This window comes from Bacillota bacterium (genome assembly GCA_040757205.1).
GTDB lineage: Bacteria > Bacillota > Desulfotomaculia > Desulfotomaculales > Desulforudaceae > Desulforudis.
This window is the reverse complement of the sequence record JBFLXL010000025.1, coordinates 1-5,362: the sequence shown is the minus strand read 5'-3', so window position 1 is coordinate 5,362 and position 5,362 is coordinate 1. Positions and strand designations below refer to the sequence as shown.

Here is a 5,362-nt window from a genome sequence, read left to right as displayed (position 1 = left end):
GCAAGGACCCGCTCCATGATGTCCAGTCTCCTGGCTTCCTTGGGTTTCAAGAAAACGTCTCCCTTCTTCATGAGTGACATTTTCTCAGACCGCTTACGGGGTGACAATATCACAGGCCAACAACAAAAATTTCACAGGAGCCTTGACAGACCAGCCAAACACCGGTAACCTATACTAAGAATGGTGCATGTGAAAGCGTTCACTGGCGGGAGGTGGCTGGAAATGGGTGAGCTGATTTACCTCTTTCCGGTTCGTGGTCCGCAGAAGGCCCGGCCGTCGCTCTGTTTAAACTACCGGCCGCTGGGATACGAACAGAAGAGTTGGATATACGGGGTCTCCCCCGCAGTATGCGGCGGCTGTGCCGACTATTTGCCCGACCAGGGCCGGTGCGGCAAGCTCCCGTTCCGCAAGGAATGCGTTTGTCCCGGCTGCGGCGGATTCAGCATGGATCGTCCAGGAGCGGCTTGTGAGGAGTGCGGCCGGAACCTGACGGCGATTGCCGCGCCGAGTGATTGGTGAGTCCTAAGTCGTAGGCCAGACCCCCCTCATCATATACTGACGGCCGGGTTCGAGCAGACCGGCCCCTAGGTAGCCGGGATTTAATCCCGGTTTTCTTTCTCCTCCGGGGGTGACCCGGGTCTGGCCGCCGGGACGGCAAGCAGGTGGCGCCATCCCGGTGGGTCGCCCCCGGGGGCCAGCTTGCTCCGGCGGTAGCCGTACAGGAAGTAGACCAGGAGGCCCACGGTCATCCAGGCGGCGAACCGGCCCCAGGCCGGGGACGGCAGGTTTGCGACCAGGTAAGTCGAAGCCGCGATCGCCAGGAGCGGGGTCCACGGAAACCCGGGTGCTTTGAAGGTGCGCGGCAGGTCCGGCCTGGTCCGCCGGAGCACCAGCACCCCGGCGGAGGTGATGACAAAGACGGCGAGAGTACCCATGTTCGCAACCTGCGCGAGGACCTGAATCGGCAGCAGGCCCGCGGCGAATGTTACGGCGGCCCCGACCGTCAACACACTGACGTAGGGGGTCCGAAAGCGGGTGTGGACCCGGGAGAACACTTCCGGGATCAGTCCGTCCCGGGACATCGCGAAGAGAATCCGGCTCTGGGCGTAGACCGTGACCAGAAGCACGCTCGCAATACCAGCCATGGCGCCGGCCGCCACCACCGAGCCGGCCACCGGTATGCCCGCACGCAGCAGGGCGGTGGCCATGGGCGAAGCGGTGTCCAACCGGGTGTAGGGCATGAGTCCGGTGAGCACGACCGTTACGGCGATGTAGAGGACGGTGGCGATGATGAGTGAGCCGATGATCCCCAATGGCAGATCCCGCTGCGGTCTTCTGGTTTCCTCGGCCGCGGTGGCGACGGCATCGAAACCGATGTACGCGAAGAAGACAATCGCCGCCCCCTGCACTATTCCCAGGGGGCCGAACGGCAGGAAGGGACTCCAGTTGGCCGGATCGATAAACCAGGCGCCAACGGCGATGAAAAGGACAATGACCGCCACCTTGATGAGCACCGCGGCCTTGATCAGTGTCTTGGTCTGCTGGGTTCCGCGGACGGTCAGCAGGGTGACCAGCAGGGCGACGGCCACCGCCGGGAGGTTGGCAACGCCGCCGGCCGCGGGGGGATTTACCAGGACGGCCGGCAAAACCACGTTCACCGAGCGCAAAAACTCGACCACGTAGGCGCTCCACCCGATGGCCACGGCGCCGCCGGCGACCAGGTACCCCAGGGTCAGGCTCCAGCCTACGATCCAGGCGACGAACTCGCCCAGGACGGCGTAGGTGTACGTGTACGCGCTTCCGGCCACCGGAATGGTCGAGGCCAGTTCGGCGTAAACCAGGGCCGCCAGCCCGGCGGCGGCACCGGCGAGGATGAAGGAGAGGATCAGGCCGGGACCGGCGAACTGGGAAGCGGCCACACCGGTCATGACGAATATGCCGGTCCCGATGATCGCCCCGACACCGAGCGCCACCAGGTCGACCGGCCCGAGGTTCTTTCGGAGGCCGCTTTTCTCTTTTTCCGCAAACAGAGCGGCCAGCGGTATGGTCCGCCAGAGGCTCCAGTCTTGTGACATTCGGTGATTCCTCACCGCTTATTATGAACGAACTCCGGACCGGATATCCGGAGCCGGAGGCGCACCGCATAAGGCCCGTCCAGCCTATCAATACTAAACCCGCGGTGTCGCGGTGTTTTTGCCAAGGAAGGCCGAGGCAGGAAAATCTTGACTGATTATCGAATCTTCCCGGATAGAGGTGGAGGCAATGAGAATTAAATGGCTGGGACACGCCGTAAATGGCTTCGAACAGGTGGCACACCGTGAATTCTTCGAGGCGACCGCCGAATCCGGTCTGGGCGAAGAACCAGTGGTGGTACTGACCTTCGCCGGGGAGAGGGTGCGCACATGAGGGCCCGGGTCGGTGACCTGACCAGGTTTGAGGCGGACGTACTGGTCAACGCGGCCAACGGGCTGGGCGTGATGGGCGGCGGGGTGGCCGGCGCGCTGAGGCGCCGCGGCGGGGTGGAGATCGAGGATGAAGCGGTGCGGGTCTGCCGGGAAACAACGCCGCAGACCGGACAGGTATACGTGACCGGGGCCGGCGGGCTGCCGGCCCGGTTCATCTACCACGCGGTGACGATGCTGCACCCGGCCCAGCGGTCCTCGCCGGAAATCGTGGAACAATGCCTCTACTCCGTTTTGCTCAAGGCCCGTGAGCAGGGTGTCCGTTTCATCGGCCTTCCCGCCCTGGGAACGGGGGTCGGACGGGTGCCGAAAATCGAGGTGGCCGCGAAATACCTCTCGGCGCTGGCCCCGGTCGACGACCTGGACATCACTGTTTTAGACATCGACCGGGAGTTCATCAAGCTGGTCAACCACGGCCTGCAAGCGGCCCGGACCCGGTATTAGGCCGGGGCCGGCCGCCAGAGCTTGCAAAACGTGCAGACCGGGGCGGTGGTCGGCATTCGGCACACGGCGCAGGGCCCCAGAGCCGGTGCGGCCTGCCCGCCGGTCTGGAAAACCGGGACCGTCTTTACGTACCCCTCGTAGAAGGAGCGCCTCGTCCCGGGCGACTGGTGTTCCACCGCCGTCAGGAGTTCTTTGTAGCGCTTGAACTTGGCCTCCCTGGAGTACGGGCAGACGGTGGTCACCACCCGGATGCCCCGCAATGAGGCGTAGGCTGTGATTTCCCTCTCCGAAAGCAGGGCCAGCGGCTTGATCTTGCGGCAAAAACCTCCTTCCGGAGGCAGGGTCGGCAGCCCCTTGGCCAGGTAGCGCCGGTCCCAGCGCATAAGGTTCGCAAACAGGGCCGCGGATAAGTCGTCCAGGTTGTGGCCGGTCGATAGGGCCGCCACACCCTGCTCGACGGCACGGGCGTTCATCACGTGGCGCTTGGTCATCCCGCAAATAGAACAAAAACGGTCAAACCGCCGGCCGACGTCCTTGATGCTCCGGCCGAAGCGCTCGCTTAAACTGTAGATTTCCAGGGGCAGCCCGCGGCCGGTGAAGAATTCCCGGCAGACGGCGGAGGACTCGCTGGAAAAGCCGTTGTCGCCGATTCCCAAGTCGACGTGCAGGCCCTGGACGGCGTAGCCCAGGCGGTCGAGGACGTCCACGACCGTCAGGGAGTCCTTGCCGCCGGACACGGCGACCAGAACCCGGTCGCCCGGCTGCAGCATCTGGTAGCGGCGGATCGTTTTCTCGACCTGACGCAGGAAGAACTGGTCCAGGTGCTCGGCACAGAAGTTGGCGTTGTGGGCTGGGAACCCGGCCAGGGCCGGTCCGCGGCAGACTTTGCATTTCATCCGCTCCACCTCCAGGGTGTACGTCGCTTGGATTATAACCCCGAGCGGAAGGAGCGGTCAATCCTGGTGCGGATTCGGTTTATTAAGGTGAGGTGAGGAGGGTTTCCTATGGCCCAGATCAGGGCGGAAGTGACCATCACCGGGAAAGTGCAGGGTGTATACTTCCGGGTGGCCATGCTGGAAGAGGCCCAAAAGCATGGGGTGACCGGGTGGGTGCGTAACACCTCCGACGGCGCCGTGGAGGGAGTCTTGGAAGGGAGCCGTTCTGCGGTGCAGGAGGTTCTCGACTGGTGCCGCCAGGGTCCGCCGGGGGCGGTAGTGAAACGGGTGGAGATCGAATGGCAGCCTCCGTCCGGCGAGTATTCCGGCTTTGGGATCCGTGAAACGGTATGGAAGTGAAGCAAAGACGGTACTACCCCTTCAGCCGGTTCTTGAAGGAACGGTTTGGAACGCGGGTGTGCAAGATCCCGCTGGATGCCGGCTTCACCTGTCCCAACCGGGATGGAACCGTCGGTCTTGACGGGTGTAGTTTCTGTCATAATCCCAGCTTCGGCCCTTTCGCGGATCAGGCCCTTTCTCTCGAGGAGCAGTCGGCGGCGGCCATCGCCCGCCTGCGCCGCCGCCACCCGGGGCCGCTCGGATTTCTCGCTTATCTGCAGGGCTATACGGGAACCTACGGGACCCTCGAGCGGCTGAAGGCGGTGTACGATGCCGCCGTGGCCCATCCGGACGTGGTCGGACTGGCCATCGGCACCCGGCCGGACTGTGTGCCGGACCCGGTGCTGGATTTGGTCGAGTCGTTCGCCGTGCGCCGCCACGTTTGGTTGGAGTACGGCCTGCAGTCGATTCACGACCGCACCCTCGAACGGATCAACCGGGGGCACACCGCCGGGCAATTCCTGGATGCGGTCGCCCGGACCCGGGGACGGGGCATCTTTATCTGCGCACACGTCATCCTCGGCCTGCCCGGCGAAACACCCGCCGACGCGGTGGAAACCGCACGCGCCCTCACGCGTGCCGGCGTGGACGGAGTGAAGTTGCACCACCTTCAGGTGATCCGGGGCACGCCGCTCGAAGCCGAGTGGCGCGCCGGACGGGTGGCGGTGCTTTCACCGGCGGAGTATGCGTGCTGGGCCGCCGATTTTCTGGAGCACCTGGATGCGGGCCTCACCATTCACCGCTTGGTGGGCGAGGTACTGCACGGAGAACTCTTGGCGGCGCCGCGGTGGAACGTCGACAAGACCGGGGTGCTGGACGCGGTCGACCGGGAATTGGAGCGCAGGGGCACCGTGCAAGGTTCCCGCGCCGCCTCCGGATAGCCGTTGATCTCGATGGGAGATCATTATCCGGCCGGGCACGCTTTGTGCGGGAAACGAAAGCGTAAAGGCAAGGGGGGGCACTCAAGTTGCTGAAGGTCACCGAAGGAAAATTTAACTGTCAACGGCCAGTGAAAATGTCACCTTAGAACACGCTAATTTGGCCTGAGAAAATGTCACCCCTTAAGATCGTTAAAGTGGCCTGAGAAAATGTCACCCCCTGAAACCGTGCTCCAAGTATACA

The 5,362-nt window shown here is 63.8% G+C and carries 7 protein-coding genes; 5 read left to right on the top strand and 2 right to left on the bottom strand.

The window, feature by feature from the left end; genetic code table 11:
* The first annotated feature begins 222 nt into the window (after positions 1 to 222).
* Positions 223 to 519 (top strand): hypothetical protein, encoded by a 297-nt coding sequence (locus AB1402_10295; GenBank protein MEW6541975.1) that lies wholly within the window; start codon positions 223 to 225, stop codon positions 517 to 519.
* A gap of 80 nt (positions 520 to 599) precedes the next feature.
* On the opposite strand, the gene AB1402_10290 is transcribed toward AB1402_10295, so the two are convergent.
* Positions 600 to 2,075 carry an amino acid permease gene (locus AB1402_10290; protein ID MEW6541974.1) on the bottom strand — a complete coding sequence of 492 codons (1,476 nt, stop codon included), beginning with the start codon at positions 2,073 to 2,075 and terminating at the stop codon, positions 600 to 602.
* Between the two features lie 187 nt (positions 2,076 to 2,262).
* On the opposite strand from AB1402_10290, the gene AB1402_10285 reads away from it, so the two are divergent.
* Together AB1402_10285 and AB1402_10280 are read left to right on the top strand one after the other, a co-directional pair.
* A complete protein-coding gene (locus AB1402_10285) occupies positions 2,263 to 2,406 on the top strand; it encodes a hypothetical protein (GenBank protein ID MEW6541973.1) in 144 nt (47 codons plus the stop codon).
* Complete coding sequence (locus AB1402_10280; protein MEW6541972.1) at positions 2,403 to 2,906, top strand: macro domain-containing protein; 504 nt, start codon at positions 2,403 to 2,405, stop codon at positions 2,904 to 2,906. Before AB1402_10285 ends, AB1402_10280 begins: the two co-directional genes overlap by 4 nt.
* Here the strand turns inward: AB1402_10280 and AB1402_10275 are convergent.
* The gene (locus AB1402_10275; protein MEW6541971.1) at positions 2,903 to 3,802 is read right to left on the bottom strand and encodes an ATP-binding protein; all 900 of its coding nucleotides are present in this window, start codon (positions 3,800 to 3,802) and stop codon (positions 2,903 to 2,905) included. The two genes, AB1402_10280 and AB1402_10275, sit on opposite strands and share 4 nt — an antisense overlap.
* A 108-nt stretch (positions 3,803 to 3,910) precedes the next feature.
* On the opposite strand from AB1402_10275, the gene AB1402_10270 reads away from it, so the two are divergent.
* Both AB1402_10270 and AB1402_10265 read left to right on the top strand, forming a co-directional pair.
* Positions 3,911 to 4,201, top strand: coding sequence for an acylphosphatase (locus AB1402_10270; GenBank protein MEW6541970.1), 291 nt, complete (start codon positions 3,911 to 3,913; stop codon positions 4,199 to 4,201).
* On the top strand, positions 4,192 to 5,121 hold the full coding sequence (locus tag AB1402_10265; protein MEW6541969.1) for a TIGR01212 family radical SAM protein: 930 nt from the start codon (positions 4,192 to 4,194) through the stop codon (positions 5,119 to 5,121). Before AB1402_10270 ends, AB1402_10265 begins: the two co-directional genes overlap by 10 nt.
* Positions 5,122 to 5,362: the final 241 nt, after the last annotated feature.

Coding starts and splice junctions, on each gene's coding strand:
- AB1402_10295 (MEW6541975.1), top strand. CDS start 223: ATGGGTGAGCTGATTTACCTCTTTCCGGTTCGTGGTCCGCAGAAGGCC.
- AB1402_10290 (MEW6541974.1), bottom strand. CDS start 2,075: ATGTCACAAGACTGGAGCCTCTGGCGGACCATACCGCTGGCCGCTCTG.
- AB1402_10285 (MEW6541973.1), top strand. CDS start 2,263: ATGAGAATTAAATGGCTGGGACACGCCGTAAATGGCTTCGAACAGGTG.
- AB1402_10280 (MEW6541972.1), top strand. CDS start 2,403: ATGAGGGCCCGGGTCGGTGACCTGACCAGGTTTGAGGCGGACGTACTG.
- AB1402_10275 (MEW6541971.1), bottom strand. CDS start 3,802: ATGAAATGCAAAGTCTGCCGCGGACCGGCCCTGGCCGGGTTCCCAGCC.
- AB1402_10270 (MEW6541970.1), top strand. CDS start 3,911: ATGGCCCAGATCAGGGCGGAAGTGACCATCACCGGGAAAGTGCAGGGT.
- AB1402_10265 (MEW6541969.1), top strand. CDS start 4,192: ATGGAAGTGAAGCAAAGACGGTACTACCCCTTCAGCCGGTTCTTGAAG.